Source organism: Crocosphaera chwakensis CCY0110 (genome assembly GCF_000169335.1).
Classification (GTDB): domain Bacteria; phylum Cyanobacteriota; class Cyanobacteriia; order Cyanobacteriales; family Microcystaceae; genus Crocosphaera; species Crocosphaera chwakensis.
On record NZ_AAXW01000001.1, the window covers coordinates 176,122 to 192,189 of the forward strand.

Consider the following 16,068-nt stretch of genomic DNA (forward strand, 5'->3'; position numbering starts at 1 on the left):
GCTGATTCAGGATAATTTGTTGTGCCAAAAGTCGGCATTATTTTTAACGATCTCAAACCCGTCGCTTGTAAAGCTGCCAACGATTTACAAACTCAGTTGACGGAAAAAGGCTGGACTGTTTGTCTAGAGACTGGCCGAGGAGGACTCCTTGGCTATTCTCACCCTGAAGGTCCGGTCTGTCATACGGCCATTGATCAGTTAATTCCCCCTAATTTTGATCAAGATATGGCTTTTGCTATTGTCTTGGGGGGAGATGGTACGGTATTGTCTGCTTATCGACAGTTAGCTCCTTGTGGTATCCCCTTATTAACAGTCAATACGGGACATATGGGCTTTTTAACAGAAGTTTATCTTAACCAGTTATCAGAAATCTTAGATAAAGTTATAGCAGGAGACTACGAAGTAGAAGAGCGTACCATGTTAACGGTACAACTGTATCGTGAAAAAACTTTGCTTTGGGAAGCATTATCCCTCAATGAAATGGTCATTCATCGTGAACCTTTGACCAGTATGTGTCATTTTGAAATAAAAATCGGCAGACACGCATCGGTTGATATTGCTGCTGACGGCTTGATTTTATCCACTCCTACGGGGTCTACAGCCTACTCTTTAAGTGCAGGAGGCCCCGTGGTTACTCCTGATGTCCCCGTGTTGCAATTAGCCCCTATTTGTCCCCATTCCTTGGCTTCTCGTTCTTTGGTCTTTTCGGATAAGGAACCTGCAACTATTTTTCCTGCAACCCCTAACCGCATGGTTTTGGTCGTAGATGGGAATGGAGGGTGTTATGTGTTACCAGAAGATCGAATTCATGTAGAAAAGTCCCGTTATACTGCGCGTTTTATTCGCCTAGAAGAACCTGAATTTTTCCGTATTTTAAGGGAAAAGTTAGGGTGGGGACTGCCTCATATTGCTAAACCGACTTCGGTTGAATTGCCTTAACTTTTTGATTCGTCTTTGCTTAACCACTGTACTATAGGTTTTCGTTGTTGATGAACACAATCTTGTAGATAAAGTTCAATTAGGCTTTGATAAGAAATACCTGTTTCTTCTGCTAGTTGGATAAAGTAGTTAAGAACATCTTTCTGGAGGCACTACACTAATGGTCAGAAGCCGTATATAACACCAAGTTTTCAGTCACTTTTGAGAATTAGTATCATAGCAGTTTTCATTTGCATAGATTTTAATTCTCTAGCTTTGAGGCAGAGAACAGGAGGCAGGAGGCAGGAGGAAAAATTTTTAGATGTTCCACTCAATTGAAAATGGCTATTAGATGGTAATTTAATCAGTTTCGAGAAAATTACTTAACCTACTACCCTCCAACAAAATCGATTTTTAGAGTTGCTAAAATTTGTGTGATAGAATTAGCTAATACGAAGCATTTATCTTCGCTGAAATTCTTCAAGTAACTCCAATAAATTCGTTTGGCATTGTTTGGGTAATAATTCCAACAGAGAAACTTCTTTTTTACCACCTCCCAAACTAACAGAAATGCTACGAAGAATATCAGTGATCGCGTCTTCGCTTACTTCGTCATTTTCGAGCAGAGGGTAAACTTTTTCAGCAACAGTAGTATGTAAATGTGCATCCGATAGATAAAGATGCCATTTTGCCACATCAATGTAAATATTTTCACCAATTTCAGCAGCGAGGGATTCAACTGCTTGTGTTGTTTTATAATTAGCCATGAGATTTTTTGCTATAGTCAGCGATCGCAGTAATATAAATTAAATGTCCCAGTAATACCATTCCCCAGATTGCTGAAAACCAGCCAATCCAACTCCATTCCGCTTGTCTGATATTATGGACAAACCACACCCCAGAATTACCTGCTAAGAAAGCAGCGACATGAACAGCAAAGGTCATACGATCATCAAGGCGACGGAACTCAGGATCAGCACGATCGGGTTTACGAGGCCAACGAGGAGGCATAGGGATTCATATCTATTATAATTTCTCTTTTTTATCTTATCAGAATCTTTCCCTTCCTGACTAATAAGAAATATGAAATCATCTAGAAAATTTCTTGAATAATGAAACAATGAGAAAGGATTATTTGTATTGATGGCTATTTAATTATTATGTCTGATGTGACTGCACCCCCTGTTGATAACTCCAGCGAAAATACGACAATTCAAACGACCTTTACGGTTCAAGAAATCCGAGAATTATTACCCCATCGTTATCCTTTTGCTTTAGTGGATCGTATTATTGATTATGAGCCTGGGAAGAAGGCGGTAGGCATAAAAAATGTCACCATTAATGAGCCTTTTTTTCCTGGACATATTCCTAGTTTACCAATAATGCCAGGGGTTTTAATTGTGGAATCTATGGCACAGGTTGGGGGAATTGTTCTTACTTTATTACCAGGGATGAAAGGGGTATTTTTTGCTTTTGCAGGAATTGATAAAGTTAGATTTCGTCGTCAAGTTATTCCTGGAGATCAATTGGTTATGACGGTGGAATTATTAACTCTCAAGCGTAATCGAATTGCCAAAATGAAAGGGGAAGGAACTGTGGATGGAGAGTTAGCAGTACAAGGTGAAATGCTTTTTTCTCGTATTGATTAAGGATTTGAAAAATTAAATCAGATTTTGCTGATATTTTAAGGAGGAATCATAATCCTCCTCAACAGATTTTTAGTTAAAAATACTTTTTTTCTCTATCATTGTTTGATTCAGTTTTTTGTTTTAAAAACCTAGATTAGGTATAAGCTAATTTTTGAGTTATGATCATTTTAAAGCTATTAGGAGGCGCAATAGTTAATCCTCGTCTAACTGGTTTAAGGGGATGAGAAGAAGAAAGTTTGAATTTATATTTTGATAAGAGGGTAAACAAAACTATTTTCATTTCCATTTTTGCTAATTCCATACCAATACAGCGACGACTGCCTCCACCAAATGGCAAGTATTCATAGGGAGAAAATTGTCTTTCTAAGAATCTTTCTGGTCGGAATTGTTTAGAATTAGGATAAATATCTTCTCGATGATGAACTAAATAAATAGCAGGGGCAAAAACTGTACCAGGTTTAAATTGATATCCCATTAATTCTAAAGGAGTTTCTAAAACACGGATAAACGCATTTACAACAACTGGATAAATGCGTAAAGTTTCGCTACAAACTGCATCTAAATAGGGTAACTTGATAATATTTAACAAGTCAATATTTTTATCTAAAATTGAGAAATGCGATCGCAGTTTTTCTTCAACCTCTGGACAATAATGAATCCAATATAATGCCCAGGTTAAACTAGATGCAGTGGTTTCATGGCCAGCAATTAATAGAGTAATCAATTCGTCGTGTAATTCTTGATCACTCATGGGGTTTCCATCTTCATCTCTGGCTAATATTAGCAGAGTTAAAATGTCTTTTCCTTGATAATTCTTTTGTTGTCGGCGTTCATTAATTTCAGTGTAAATTAAGTCATCAATTTGAGCTTTTATTCGTAAAAAACGACCCCAAGTCGTCCAGTTACCCCAATCTTTTTGGAGAAAAGGAAAGAAAATAATCGTAGCATTAATAGGAGAATCAAAAAAAGATAGCCAACTTGTTAACAAATTTTTTAATTTCTGATAACGCTTTCCTTCTGCAATACCAAAAACTGCCTTTAAAATCACTTGTAAAGTAATTTCTTGCATTATTTCACGAACATTAAAAGATTGATTAATTTCTAACTTTTCAGAAACTTCATCACTAATAGAATAAATAAGTGTTGCATAACTTTGTAGTCTTTCCCCATGAAAAGCAGGAGTTAGCAATTTTCGTTCTCTTTGATGTTTTTCTCCTTTTAAAGATAGTAATGAATTATTTCCCAAAAAAGTCGTTAAAAAACCGCTTCCTCCTCCTGTTCTAAAATGGGTTTTATCCTTTGTTAATATTTCTTGAATACCTTGAGGATTACTAATATAAACAAAGGGAGTTTCTGATTGGCCAACAATAAAAATATCCCCATATCTTTCATAATAGTTTTCAAGAGAATCTAGGGGATAAAAAATTAGTTTAAAGAGTCTTAAAAGTCGAGGTGTAGAGATGCTAGGAGGTAAGACCATAACTGCAAGTTAAGTAAAATAAATAGCTATAAATAATCGTAACATAAGAAAATATTAATTATCAAAACTTGATAGATCAAAAAAAAAATTAATCTTTTGATAATGAGTTATCATTTATTAACAAAAAAATAGATAGAAATTGACCTCAATCAGTTACAATGACTACAGAATTCTCCGATAAGGTAAAGTCGCTATGAAGCAAAGTGGTAGCCAAGGAATGGAAATCCAAAAGCTAACCGGACTAGAGCCGAAACATTTCGCAGATTTAGTCAGAGCATCTCAATTAGTTTTTGATCCAACGGGAGGGGTTTTTGGAAGACATTTGCACGTTGATTGGTCTATCTTTGGATTATCCCCTCATATTATTGATAATTTGAGACAATTAGGCGAAAAGTATCAGTATGCGTCTCCTCATGTTCCGATGGAAATTATTTGGATTCAACTCACCCCAGAAACCCGTAGTTGGTTCATCGATCATAAAGATATTTTATGGCAAATAGAAGAAGCATTTCCCCCTATTGACGAGGATTAAGGTTTCGTAGACTTAGTTATTTTGTCCCGCAAAGTATTGATTAAATATTCTACAATCTTAATCAAGAAAATGTGGGACTTTTTTATTTACTTATATTTCAGTTTCAAAATAAGAATAGGAAACGCTAGGACGAAAGTAGCAATATTAGTCATGATCACAGGAATATCTCTCATGAATAAACCGTAAATAATCCATAATAAAAGACCACTACAAAACAGTAAAAACATTTCTAAAGAAATATCTTTAGTCGAACGAGTTTTCCACGTCTTTAACATTTGTGGAAAAAAAGAAATGGTGGTTAATGTTCCTGCTAGTAAACCAATCCACGTAATAGAATTCATAGGGTTTTAATAGGTCTTAATTCAGAATTAATTAACGAACAATAATAACAAAAGTGTAATTATTATTATTCCTGGTACTAATTTAAGGTAAACTCAGGATAATTGCTATTAAATCATTATATTAAATTTTATGAACCAGTCTACCACTTATCTTTCTAACCAGCAAAAGTTACAGCAGTTAATGCAACAAGCGGAAATTGCTAATTTTGAACATTAAGTCAACTGTCTGGGGTATCTCAATGGCAGTTAAATCGACTATTAATAGGGTTATTTCCTAAATTACCCATTACAGACCTTCTCAAGCTATCTCAGGTCTTAAAAATTCCTTTAGAACAGTTATTATTACAGTTTGAAACGACAGAATCTTTGAGCGCAGATTGGCAAATTGCCAGTCAAGATATTTCAGGGAATATTGATAGTCATGCTGTGTCATTGCGACAGGAATATAAACAATTACAACAGGAATTAGAGCAACAAGAAAAGCAGTTAGAAAAAGAATTTCAAGCCTCTAGTATCGCTGCTTTAGAATCTTGGTTATTGCAATGGCCGACGGCTGCTATTGTTGCTCAAAAAAATCCTGAAATTTCTGCGGTCAAATTATTACCCTTAGTGAAACCCATTTTTGAATTACTCAAACAATGGGGATTGGAAATGAAAGGAAGTGTTGGGGAAGTAGTACCCTATGACCCTCAGTCTCATCAACTTCTAGAAGGAGGGGGTCATGCTGAACCGAATGATCCAGTGATTATTCGCTATGTGGGATATGGTCACGACCATAAACTTTTATATCGTGCCAAGGTTAGTCCTGTTAAGAAAAAAGAAACAACTACTTAATTTTTGTTACAAATATTGATAAATCACCACTCTTTTTCCCAGCTTAGAGGGGTTTTTTGTCAAAGTTATCTGACATTTCCCTAAAAAACGCCATTTCGTTACATTTGATACTTACTTTTACAGTGACCTCTTTCTATGCTTAATGGCTAAGGTTGCTGTTAAGTCTCACTTCAACACCTCCTTTTGTTGAATTGGTAATCATTAACTTTATGGCCCACCATGGAATTTTCATGTTGTTAGAGAAATATCCTCAACTACGGCCAATGATTAAACAGGGTCGCTATTTACTCGGATATACGGATGGCAGTTGCGACGGAAAACAGATACCAATATTTTTATTGCGTTCTCCCTGGACTCAATTTTGTATTTGGGCTAGTACGGATGAATTATCTGTACCGGCCGGAGGGGTTTTGGTTGTCACCGATGATCCTGAGTGGAGTATAGAAAGCCACTGGAGAGCATACAGTTTAGTTACCCCTGCTTCTACTGTTCCATCTCGGCAAAATCATCGTCAGAAACGGTCAAAACCGACTTCACCTATGACCACCCTTGCAGCCGAAATTGCCACCGAAGCAGCCCAACATACTCGCACTCAGGGACATAATATGAGTCCTGTTACTTAACATATTCTGGGTAATTGTTCTCCGCTTAACATATCAACAATGCGCTGAGAACCGATTTTACTTTCTAGAGTAACTAAACCCATATCTGTTCCGTGGCCGGTTACTTCACCAATAATAGAAGCGTCTTGAGAAAAAGATTTCATAATTTTCAAGGCTTGATTAACTGAGCTTTGCGGAATAAAAGCAACAAATTTCCCCTCATTGGCAACATAGAGGGGATCAAACCCTAAAATTTCGCAAGCCCCTTGTACATCTTCTTGAATAGAAATTGTCCTTTCTTTGATATTGATAGTTACTTCGGCACTGGTTGCGATTTCATTTAATGCACTGGCTAAACCTCCTCTGGTCAAGTCTCTTAAACAATTAATTTCTATGCCTTGATTAAGCATTTCTAAAACAACATTATGAAGCGGAGCGCAGTCACTTTCAATAGTGGTTTCTAATTCTAATCCTTCCCTAACTGCCATAATAGAAATGCCGTGACGACCAATATCTCCATTGATTAAAATAGCATCGCCTGGCTGCACAAATTGAGGAGCAATGCTTCGATCATGTTCAATAATACCTACTCCTGCGGTGTTAATAAAAATCCCATCTCCTTTACCGCGATCAACTACTTTTGTATCTCCTGTAACTACTTGAATATTAGCTACGTCGGCTGCTTTTTTTAAAGACTGAATGACTCGCCATAAAGTTTCCATCGGTAGTCCTTCTTCTATGATAAATCCTAAACTTAAATAAAGCGGTCGTGCGCCACTCATGGCGAGATCATTGACCGTTCCATTAATGGCTAAACTGCCAATATCTCCCCCAGGAAAAAAAAGCGGATGAATCACATAAGAATCTGTTGTAAAGGCTATTTTCGACCCAGGAAGGTTAATGACAGCCGAATCATGGGGAGGAATATCTTGAGCGGTTTTAAAGGTGGAAAAAACCATTTTTTCCAGTAACTGCTGCATCAGTTTTCCCCCTCCTCCATGAGCGAGTAAAACTTGCGGATATTTATCTAAAGGAATGGGGCAAGATACATTAAAATCGTTCATTTTAGATAATCAATCTCTAATTTATTCGTATATGAATTATAGAGATTGACCAAGGTCGCGGTATCTAGAAAAAAGCTTAAAATTTTGACAGTATGATTTACCAAACCATTGCTAAATTTAAAATAAATTCAGGTAAAATATCTTCACCCAATAAAAACTTTGGCTCATTTAATACTTCTTTAGCTTGTCCTTGACGATAAATTTCAACTTGATGTGATTTTCTGTCAATTAACCAACCTAACTTAACTCCGTTAGCTTGATATTCTTCCATCTTATCCTGTGTATTTTTCAAACTATCACTAGGGGACATTAATTCTAAAACAAAATTAGGTGCAATGGGTGGAAATTTTTCTCTTTGTTCTAGGGTTAATTGATTCCATCTTTCTAACTTTATCCAAGATACATCAGGCGATCGTTCTGCTGTCACTGCATTGTCTCGAATAATAAGATTAGAACGAACATACATCTCGCTAAACAAACCACAAACAATAATAATTAAATATAAAACACCTGCAACTCTTGCATAAACCAATGAAGAGGTTTTAATTCTATCACCTATAATCATATTAATATCAATAATTCTAACAGTTAGATTAAGTCTTCAAAAACAGAGTTTTTGGGTAATACAAGCATCCTGAAATTAGACCCAGTTTAACCTAACTATTAGAATATTATAGTGGACTAGAAAAATACGAGAGATTAGTTAAGAAAAGCCCCACTTAATTTGGCTCCTGCTAAGTTAGTTTGTTCTAAATTAACCCCTGTTAAATCAGCCCCTCTAAGATCCGCCCCCATCAAATTTGCTCCTTCTAGTTGAGTATTGGTTAAGTTGGCTCCTCCTAAATTTGCCCCACTCAGATCCGCTTCTCTTAAATCAGCCCCACTTAAGTTGGCCCCACTTAAATCAATATCGATCATTTCTGCACCGATGAGACAAGCTTGAATCATGTTGGCATGAGTTAGATTAGATTCATTCAATTTAGCTTGGTTTAAATGAGCTTCTGTTAAAGCAACTCCTTTTAAATTTGCTAAAATCAACTCTGCCCCTTCTAAGTGGACTCCGACTAGGTTAGCATCACACAGACAAACGTGAACTAAACTGACTCGACTAAAATCTCGTTCTCCGGCTGCGTATCGTTCCAACATTTCTTGAGCGTTCATGTTAATTTCCTCGTTATTTATTGATGTTTTTTATGTGTTGTAAGCGGGCATTTCTTGATGACAGTGACTACAATACCAGTAGATACCTCGCCCATTAATATGACATAGCAAAATATAAGAACAGCAAGGACAACTATGCTGATGGCTCATAGATTGGTCATATCTAGTGGTGTTTCTATGATGATCACTCCGAGAAGAATAATGAAAGTTTTCAGAAGATTTTTTTAAAAGCGTTAGCATTATTGACCCGGTTGGGATGAGAATGTTCTCTTTCTTAGGAAGAAAACATAGACTTCTCTCTCGCAGGACGTAGAGTTTTATATCTATAGAGAAAAAAGTCTATTTCTTTCGACACATACCCGAAAACTATTCTCAAGTAACTACACCTTAACGTAGTATTTTTATTCCTTACAATAAAGATACAAAAGTTTATATTTTATCCAGAAAAGTTAGCCTATTGCTAAAAATTTAACGCTAAAGAATTAATCACCAGCTATTTTTTTTACTCTTAGTCTATAATGCAAAAAACAATCAAGATTTAAACCAATATACTAATTTTTGAGAAAATTGTTTAAAAATAGAGGAAAAAACACATTTAATGATGTTGAGCTAAAAAATATAGATTTAGATATTTTAGATAAAATTGTGTTAGAATTAAATCGTAGTTAAAGGTTACAAAAATATCTCTAATAATAGAACAAAAATCAGGAGTCTAGCACCTACTCTCAGTGACAGCAGCGAATTAATTCCTGCTGAAGTTTCAAAAAATAACTATCAAAGGAGGCAACGATGTCTTCAAATATAAACGAAGGAATACTTTTTACCATCATTTGCGAAGCGTTTTTACAAGATCGTCTCATACACCTATTACAAACTATTGGCGTTTCTGGTTACACAATTATTCCTGCACAGGGTGCTGGTAGTCATGGTAGGCGAATAGGTGATATTGCTGGATACAACACTAATATTGAAATCAAAACTATTGTTACTTCAGAAAAATCTGATCAATTATTAGACGAACTGAATCAATTTGAAACAAATCGGGCTTTGATTGCATTTCGTCAAAAAGTAGACGGACTGTTTGATTAATCAACACAACAAAAAAATAGAAAATTATTCTGTCATCAGAGAGAAAAAATAATAGAAGCTTTCTGATGTCTTATTAACTTGCAAAAATATCGGATTTATATGACGAAGACAATTAAAATATCTCCTGACGGAGGACAACCATTAACATTAAATTGGGTGGCTGTCGGATTTTTCAGTGCAGTTCATCTAGTTGCACTTTCGGCCCCGTGGTTCTTTTCATGGTCAGCTTTAGGTGTTGCTATTTTTCTTCATTGGTTTATCGGCAGTATTGGCATTTGTTTAGGGTATCATCGCTTATTAACTCATCGCAGCTTTGAAGTCCCAAAAGCCCTAGAATATATCATTGCTATCATTGGGGCTTTAGCATTGCAAGGTAGCCCGATATTTTGGGTTGCAGGACACCGAATGCACCATGCCTATACTGAAGATATGAAAAAAGATCCTTACTCTGCGAAACGGGGTTTTTGGTGGAGTCATATGCTGTGGTTATTTTATGATCGTCAAGAATTTTTTAATTATGATCAGTATAAAAAATATGCTCCGGATCTCGATAAACAGCCCTTTTATCGTTGGTTAGATCGTTATTTCTTATTATTACAGTTACCTCTGGGACTTTTCCTTTACTTTCTCGGTGGTTGGTCATTTGTCATTTATGGTTTGTTTGTCAGAACGGTTTTACTTTGGCATAGTACCTGGTTTATTAACTCTGCATCTCATCTAAGAGGTTATCGTACTTATCAGAGTAATGATAATTCCCGTAACTTATGGTGGGCAGCTATCTTAACTTATGGAGAAGGTTGGCACAATAATCATCATGCTTATCCTAATATAGCTAAGGCTGGATTAAAATGGTGGGAAATAGATGTAACTTGGTGGACTATTAAAATTTTGAGTAAACTGAATTTAGCTAAGAAGATTAAACTACCAGTTTAAAATGATTCCTAGAGTTTTACCAGAAACAACCATCAATCAAACAATCGCTGATTTTCTAGCTTGTTTAAAAGAAACAACTTTTTCAGGAGATATAAAAGGGGATATCGCTAACCGTTTAATTGCTTCAACTGATAACAGTATTTATCAAATTTTACCCCAAGCGGTTATTTTTCCTCGTACTGCTGAAGATATTAGAAAAATTTTTAAATTAGCCAATAAAACTGAATTTGAAACGGTTACTTTTTCTCCTAGAGGAGGGGGAACTGGTACTAATGGACAGTCACTTTCTCCTAGTATTATTATAGACTGTTCTAAGTACATGAATCAGGTTTTAGAACTCAATGTTCAAGAACAATGGGTTAAGGTTCAACCAGGAATCATATTAGACCAATTAAATTACATTTTAGCCGAACATAATTTGTTTTTTGCTCCTTCTCTTGCTCCTAGCAATCGTGCTACGATTGGCGGAATGATTAATACAGATGCTGCGGGTAAAGGTTCTCGTATTTATGGGAAAACCAGTGATCATATTTTAGAATTAAGTTGGGTTTTATCTGATTCAACTTTAAGCAGTTCCTCCCAAGTTAGTAGAGATGATTTAGATAGTTTAAAACAACAAAATGGGAAATTAGGAGAAATTTATAAACTTATTGATATAATTGTTTCTGAAAAAGCAGAATTGATTGATAACATCTTTCCTAAATTAACTCGATTTATGACGGGTTATAACTTAGCTAAAGTTTATGACGAGACAAAAAACTATTTTGATCTAAATCGAATTTTAGCAGGTTCAGAAGGAACACTAGGAATAATTACAGAAGCTAAATTAAACTTAACTAAAATCCCTAAAGCGACTCAATTATTAGCGATTCATTATCATAACTTTGATGCTGCTTTAAAAGATGCTGCAAACTTACTCAATTATAATCCTGCTGCCATCGAAACGATTGACGAAACAATTTTAGGATTAGCTAAAAATGATAGTATTTATCAAGAAGTTAAAAACTTCATTGGTGATGCCCAAGCCATTAATTTAGTTGAATTTATTGAAGAAAGTGATCAGGAAATAGAAAAGCAATTAAGACCTTTAATTAATCAATTAGAAAATTATAAAAAACCAGGAATTATAGGTTTTTATTATACTAAGAAACCAGAAGAAATTAAGCAATTGTGGTCATTAAGAAAAAAAGGAGCAGCCTTATTAGGAAGTATGCCAGGCAATCGCAAACCTATTGCTTTTATTGAAGATACTGCCGTTTCTCCTAAAAACTTAGCCAGTTATACCCGTGAATTTCAAGCTTTATTAAACAGTTATAACCTTAATTATGCCATGTTCGGTCATGTTGATGTAGGTTGTCTTCATGTTCGTCCGGCTTTGGATATGAAAATGCCTGAAGATGAAAAATTAATCAGAGAAATATCGGATCAAGTTGTTAATTTAGTTCGTAAATATGGTGGTGTAATATGGGGAGAACATGGGAAAGGGTTTCGTAGTGAATATACCCCTTTATTCTTCGGAGAAGAACTTTATCAAGACTTAAGAAAAATCAAAGAAGTGTTTGATCCTGATAATAAATTAAACCCAGGGAAAATAGTCATACCTTATCATAGTTCAGATGAAATTGTTAAACTCGAATCAACCTTAAGGGGACACTTTGATCGCCAAGTTTCTCAACAGTTTAGAAAAGATTATGAAGCAGCTTTCAATTGTAATGGCAATGGTGCTTGTTTTAACTTTAATCCTGATGAAATTATTTGTCCTTCTGCTAAACAAACTAGCGATCGCATTCACTCTCCAAAAGGGAGAGCAATGTTATTAAGAGAATGGTTAAGATTACTTTCAAAGTCCAAGTTTCAAGACAGTTTTGATGATAGTTTACCTCTTCCTAAAAAAGTCTGGTACACTCTAGAAAAATGGCAAGGAAAAGAAGATTTTTCCCACAATGTTTATGAAGCAATGCAAGGCTGTTTGGGTTGTAAAGGATGTGTAAGTCAATGTCCCATTCATGTTGATATTCCTGACTTAAAATCTCAGTTTTTAGAACGTTATCATAGTCGTTATTTACATTCTTTAAGGGATTATTTTATGGCAAATATAGAGCAAGTGGTTCATTATCAATCTTTTGCACCAAATTTATGTAATAGTATTGTACACAACCCTTTGAGTAAATTATTTATCAGTAAAATATTAAATTTAGTTGATATCCCTCTTATTAGTTCTCCAACTGTACGAGATAAATTACCCATAAAATTTAACTTAGAAACTTTAGAAAATTTATCAGTAGAAGAACGAAAAAATAGCATCATTTTGCTACAAGATGCGTTTACCAGTTTCTATGAATCACAGTTAGTAATCGATACTTACAATTGTCTCGAAAACTTAGGTTATACTGTTTACATATTCCCCTTCTTTATCAATGGAAAAACGCTACATTTAAAAGGATTTATTGATCAGTTTAAAATAGTAATTGATCAAAATATTAAAAAGTTAAAAACAGTTTTAGACTTAGATATTCCTATAATTGGAATTGAACCCAGTATAACCTTGACTTATCGAGATGAGTATTCAAAGATGACGAATCATCAAAACAGTTTTAATAAAGTTCAACTCATCCAAGAATTCTTAGTCACACAAGAGAACAAATTACCTAAAATTAAATCAACACATCCCTATTATTTATTAGGACATTGCCATGAAAAATCCCTAGCTTTTAACTCAGAAAAGCAATGGCAAACAGTTTTTAACAACATGGGAATCAGTTTAAATATTGTGTCTGTTGGTTGTTGTGGAATGGCTGGAATGTATGGCCATGAAAAGGAACATTATGAAAATTCTAAAGGCATTTATCACAGTAGTTGGCAACAACATTTACCTGAAAAGATGGATGATCAATCTTATTATTTAGTTACTGGATATTCTTGCCGTTATCAAGTTAAAAGGTTATCGGGATGGAAACCTCAACATCCCATTCAAGCTTTAAAACACTTAATTTCTTTCTCCAAAAATAATGGTTCCTAAACGTATCATCGTTGCACCTTTTTCTACTGCTAATAAATAATCATTCGACATTCCCATAGATAATTCTTTCAACTGTAGGGATGACTTTTCTGTTATTTTGCTAGCAAGTTCTTTTGTTTTTGCAAAAGTATCTAAACATTCATTTTGAGATAATCCTAAAGGTAAAATAGTCATTAAACCATCAATTTTTATATATTTTAAGGATTCTAATTTGGATAAATCTTGCCAAATTTCTTCTACTTTCCACCCATATTTATTAGGATCGTGTAAAATTTTAACTTGAAGACAAACATGAGGAGAAATAGAGTTTTTATCTGCTAATTTATCTAAATATTTTGCTAACTTAAGACTATCAACTGAATGAATCCAATGAAAATTTTTTAAGACTTGTTTAGCTTTATTAGTTTGAATATGGCCGATGAAATGCCAACAAATATCTTGATAATTTTGTAACTGTTCTTGCTTTTCTAGTGCCTCTTGAACACGACTTTCTGCAAAATCACGAATCCCATAATTATAAGCTTCTTCGATAGCAGCAACTGATTTCTTTTTAGTAACAGCAACTAAACGCACAGAAGAAGGAATTTGACCCAAAATTTTGTCAAGATTTTCAGAAATATTCATATTCTTTAAGGAAAAGTTTGTTTATACATAGCTTGAAAGTCTTTGTACTCTTCAGTACGTCCTAGACGATGAAGATTACGCAAACGTTTTTCTACTAATAATCTAGCATCTGAACGGCTAATAGGTTCCAAAACCGTATTATTCGGTATCATCTTCACTAGAAAAAATAACCGTTGAGCATATAATGTAGTAAATAACTCTTGATTGTCATCAAGGATACAGACACGATAAAGAAGTCCGAAAACAGGATGATTAAAATAAGTTTCGTTTGTCATTCTTGATCTTTAAAAAGTTCCTTTAATAATAACTCTCTAAACCCTATAAGTCTAGGTGTATTATAGTCAAGTGTTGAGATAAATTACTATTAATTAAAGTATCATAAAAAATATGACAAAACAAATTACCTATAGTCCAGCATATACCCTAGTACCGACCTATGAATGTTTTAATCGTTGTACCTATTGTAATTTTCGGGTTAACCCTTATCAAGATGATTGGTTAACCTTGGAAAAAAGTCAAACTATTTTGCAAAAACTGCAAGATGAATTTGTTTGTGAAATTTTAATTTTAAGTGGGGAAGTTCATCCCCAGTCCTCTCGAAGAAAAGCTTGGTTTCAAAACATTTATAATCTTTGTAAACTAGCTTTATCTATGGGTTTTTTACCTCATACAAACGTGGGAGTTTTAAGTTTTGCTGAAATGGAAACCTTAAAAACTATTAATCCGTCTATGGGTTTAATGCTTGAACAAATTACTCCAAAACTTCTAAAAAGTGTTCATCATTCTGCGCCCAGTAAATTACCTTCATTGAGGTTACAACAATTAGAATGGGCTGGAAAATTAAAAATTCCTTTTACCACAGGTATTCTCTTAGGAATTGGAGAAAGTGAGGAGGAATCTTGGCAAACATTAAAAGCGATCGCATCTCTTCATCAAAAATGGCATCACATCCAAGAAGTTATTTTACAGCCTCATCGTACAGGAAGCAAGCAACAGTTAGAAGTCTCCACTTTCCCTATTTATCAACTACCGAAAATGGTGGCTAAAGCTAGAAATATTTTGCCTGATTCGATTACCCTACAAATCCCCCCTAATTTAATCACAGATCCAAAATGTTTGTTAGACTGCCTAGAAGCAGGAGCTAGAGATTTAGGTGGAATCAGCCCTAAAGATGAGGTAAACCCAGATTATCCCCATTTTTCTTATCACGGTTTAGCTGATTTATTAGCCTCTCACGGATGGCAATTAGTCCCTCGCCTTCCCGTCTATCCCCATTATTATGACTGGTTATCATTATCTCTACAAAATGCTGTAAATTCCTGGAAAAATTCTCCTCAATTTCAGTTTTTGTTGTCAATTTAAGAGTGAATTGTTAGAATCTGACTAAAATATAGAACATAATAAAATAGGTGATTTATCCATGTTAGACCAAAGCAACTTTCAAAGTAATGTTTCCCTTTTAGGTCGAATATTTTTGTCAGCAATTTTTATTAAATCTGGTGTTAGTAAGCTCTTATCGCCTGCACAAACTCAAGCTTATATGGCCTCAAAAGGAATCCCTTTAACTGAAGTTTTACTCTGGGCAACTATTCTAGTTTTAATTGTGGGTGGTTTATCTGTTTTGTTAGGATATAAATCTAAAATTGGTGCTTGTTTATTAATCGGCTTTTTAATTCCTGCTACTGTTATTTTTCATGGAACATTTCCAGAAGAAGAAATCGCTTTTTTTAAGAATTTAGGATTAATGGGTGGACTATTAATGATCCTCGCCTTTGGGTCAGGAAAATTTAGTTTAGAACACTATCTAAAATCATAATTAATC

The 16,068-nt window shown here is 34.7% G+C and carries 19 protein-coding genes; 10 read left to right on the forward strand and 9 right to left on the reverse strand.

Annotated features, from left to right (window positions below; translation table 11 throughout):
- Positions 1-21 precede the first annotated feature (21 nt).
- Positions 22-939: an NAD(+) kinase gene (locus CY0110_RS00915; protein ID WP_008272642.1), complete on the forward strand. Its 918-nt coding sequence runs from the start codon at positions 22-24 to the stop codon at positions 937-939.
- A 440-nt stretch (positions 940-1,379) separates the two neighbouring features.
- Here CY0110_RS00915 and CY0110_RS00920 read toward each other — a convergent pair whose 3' ends face one another.
- Together CY0110_RS00920 and CY0110_RS00925 are read right to left on the reverse strand one after the other, a co-directional pair.
- Positions 1,380-1,685 (reverse strand): DUF3181 family protein, encoded by a 306-nt coding sequence (locus CY0110_RS00920; protein ID WP_008272643.1) that lies wholly within the window; start codon positions 1,683-1,685, stop codon positions 1,380-1,382.
- On the reverse strand, positions 1,678-1,929 hold the full coding sequence (locus CY0110_RS00925; protein WP_008272644.1) for a 2TM domain-containing protein: 252 nt from the start codon (positions 1,927-1,929) through the stop codon (positions 1,678-1,680). The genes CY0110_RS00920 and CY0110_RS00925 overlap by 8 nt, the downstream gene beginning before the upstream one ends.
- Positions 1,930-2,078: 149 nt before the next feature.
- Here CY0110_RS00925 and fabZ point away from each other — a divergent pair, with 149 nt between their 5' ends.
- Positions 2,079-2,567, forward strand: a complete 489-nt coding sequence (fabZ, locus tag CY0110_RS00930) for a 3-hydroxyacyl-ACP dehydratase FabZ (RefSeq protein ID WP_008272645.1) — start codon at positions 2,079-2,081, stop codon at positions 2,565-2,567.
- A 133-nt stretch (positions 2,568-2,700) separates the two neighbouring features.
- Here the strand turns inward: fabZ and CY0110_RS00935 are convergent, their stop codons facing one another.
- Complete coding sequence (locus tag CY0110_RS00935) at positions 2,701-4,047, reverse strand: cytochrome P450 (RefSeq protein ID WP_008272646.1); 1,347 nt, start codon at positions 4,045-4,047, stop codon at positions 2,701-2,703.
- Positions 4,048-4,240: 193 nt separating this feature from the next.
- Between CY0110_RS00935 and CY0110_RS00940 the strand changes: the two genes are divergently transcribed.
- Complete coding sequence (locus tag CY0110_RS00940) at positions 4,241-4,579, forward strand: hypothetical protein (protein WP_008272647.1); 339 nt, start codon at positions 4,241-4,243, stop codon at positions 4,577-4,579.
- A gap of 86 nt (positions 4,580-4,665) precedes the next feature.
- Here CY0110_RS00940 and CY0110_RS00945 read toward each other — a convergent pair whose 3' ends face one another.
- Positions 4,666-4,920, reverse strand: coding sequence for a SemiSWEET transporter (locus CY0110_RS00945; RefSeq protein WP_008272648.1), 255 nt, complete (start codon positions 4,918-4,920; stop codon positions 4,666-4,668).
- 366 nt (positions 4,921-5,286) lie between these two features.
- Between CY0110_RS00945 and CY0110_RS30670 the strand changes: the two genes are divergently transcribed.
- Both CY0110_RS30670 and CY0110_RS00955 read left to right on the forward strand, forming a co-directional pair.
- Positions 5,287-5,754 carry a hypothetical protein gene (locus tag CY0110_RS30670; protein ID WP_008272649.1) on the forward strand — a complete coding sequence of 156 codons (468 nt, stop codon included), beginning with the start codon at positions 5,287-5,289 and terminating at the stop codon, positions 5,752-5,754.
- A 209-nt stretch (positions 5,755-5,963) separates the two neighbouring features.
- On the forward strand, positions 5,964-6,377 hold the full coding sequence (locus tag CY0110_RS00955; protein WP_035797932.1) for a hypothetical protein: 414 nt from the start codon (positions 5,964-5,966) through the stop codon (positions 6,375-6,377).
- Here the strand turns inward: CY0110_RS00955 and hypE are convergent.
- The 3 genes from hypE to CY0110_RS00970 all read right to left on the reverse strand — a co-directional run bounded on the left by hypE (position 6,374) and on the right by CY0110_RS00970 (position 8,581).
- Positions 6,374-7,420, reverse strand: a complete 1,047-nt coding sequence (gene hypE, locus CY0110_RS00960; RefSeq protein ID WP_008272651.1) for a hydrogenase expression/formation protein HypE — start codon at positions 7,418-7,420, stop codon at positions 6,374-6,376. The genes CY0110_RS00955 and hypE overlap by 4 nt on opposite strands.
- A gap of 97 nt (positions 7,421-7,517) precedes the next feature.
- Complete coding sequence (locus CY0110_RS00965; RefSeq protein ID WP_008272652.1) at positions 7,518-7,985, reverse strand: Uma2 family endonuclease; 468 nt, start codon at positions 7,983-7,985, stop codon at positions 7,518-7,520.
- Positions 7,986-8,119: 134 nt separating this feature from the next.
- Positions 8,120-8,581 carry a pentapeptide repeat-containing protein gene (locus CY0110_RS00970; protein WP_008272653.1) on the reverse strand — a complete coding sequence of 154 codons (462 nt, stop codon included), beginning with the start codon at positions 8,579-8,581 and terminating at the stop codon, positions 8,120-8,122.
- A 789-nt stretch (positions 8,582-9,370) separates the two neighbouring features.
- On the opposite strand from CY0110_RS00970, the gene CY0110_RS00975 reads away from it, so the two are divergent.
- From CY0110_RS00975 to CY0110_RS00985, 3 genes are all read left to right on the forward strand, one after another.
- The gene (locus CY0110_RS00975; protein WP_008272654.1) at positions 9,371-9,670 is read left to right on the forward strand and encodes a P-II family nitrogen regulator; all 300 of its coding nucleotides are present in this window, start codon (positions 9,371-9,373) and stop codon (positions 9,668-9,670) included.
- Between the two features lie 99 nt (positions 9,671-9,769).
- Complete coding sequence (locus CY0110_RS00980; RefSeq protein ID WP_008272655.1) at positions 9,770-10,603, forward strand: acyl-CoA desaturase; 834 nt, start codon at positions 9,770-9,772, stop codon at positions 10,601-10,603.
- A gap of 1 nt (position 10,604) precedes the next feature.
- The gene (locus tag CY0110_RS00985) at positions 10,605-13,622 is read left to right on the forward strand and encodes an FAD-binding and (Fe-S)-binding domain-containing protein (protein ID WP_008272656.1); all 3,018 of its coding nucleotides are present in this window, start codon (positions 10,605-10,607) and stop codon (positions 13,620-13,622) included.
- Here CY0110_RS00985 and CY0110_RS00990 read toward each other — a convergent pair.
- Both CY0110_RS00990 and pipX read right to left on the reverse strand, forming a co-directional pair.
- Positions 13,590-14,246 carry a YggS family pyridoxal phosphate-dependent enzyme gene (locus tag CY0110_RS00990; RefSeq protein WP_008272657.1) on the reverse strand — a complete coding sequence of 219 codons (657 nt, stop codon included), beginning with the start codon at positions 14,244-14,246 and terminating at the stop codon, positions 13,590-13,592. The two genes, CY0110_RS00985 and CY0110_RS00990, sit on opposite strands and share 33 nt — an antisense overlap.
- Before the next feature lie 5 nt (positions 14,247-14,251).
- Complete coding sequence (gene pipX / locus CY0110_RS00995) at positions 14,252-14,521, reverse strand: transcriptional coactivator PipX (protein ID WP_008272658.1); 270 nt, start codon at positions 14,519-14,521, stop codon at positions 14,252-14,254.
- Positions 14,522-14,633: 112 nt separating this feature from the next.
- Here pipX and cofG point away from each other — a divergent pair, with 112 nt between their 5' ends.
- The gene (cofG, locus tag CY0110_RS01000) at positions 14,634-15,608 is read left to right on the forward strand and encodes a 7,8-didemethyl-8-hydroxy-5-deazariboflavin synthase subunit CofG (protein ID WP_008272659.1); all 975 of its coding nucleotides are present in this window, start codon (positions 14,634-14,636) and stop codon (positions 15,606-15,608) included.
- A 58-nt stretch (positions 15,609-15,666) separates the two neighbouring features.
- Complete coding sequence (locus CY0110_RS01005; RefSeq protein ID WP_008272660.1) at positions 15,667-16,062, forward strand: DoxX family protein; 396 nt, start codon at positions 15,667-15,669, stop codon at positions 16,060-16,062.
- The last annotated feature ends 6 nt before the right edge of the window (positions 16,063-16,068 follow it).